The organism is Deinococcus alpinitundrae (assembly GCF_009982895.1).
Lineage (GTDB): Bacteria > Deinococcota > Deinococci > Deinococcales > Deinococcaceae > Deinococcus > Deinococcus alpinitundrae.
Genome location: NZ_WXZL01000276.1, coordinates 1 through 268 on the forward strand (window position 1 = coordinate 1; position 268 = coordinate 268).

At 29.5% G+C, this 268-nt stretch carries 1 protein-coding gene; it reads right to left on the reverse strand.

Going from position 1 to position 268, the window contains the following annotated elements; all coding sequences use genetic code 11:
• On the reverse strand, positions 1–268 hold a 268-nt coding region (locus tag GUI70_RS25750), incomplete at both ends, for a DnaJ C-terminal domain-containing protein (protein ID WP_272952932.1).

Sequence of the window (268 nt, forward strand, 5' to 3'; positions counted from 1 at the left end):
GAATCTTTTTGCTCTATCTTTAAAATTCGAAGGTTGTTCATTAATTTCTTCACCATTTAATTTGGCAAATTCTTTCATTAGTTCTTTTTGTCTATCTGTTAATTTAGTAGGCGTTACTACTTTAATATCAACATATAAATCTCCGTATCCATAGCCATGAACATTTTTTATACCCTTTTCTTTTAAGCGGAATTGCTTACCTGTTTGTGTACCAGCAGGGATTGTTAACATAACTTCATTATTTAATGTTGGTATTTTTATTTCATCG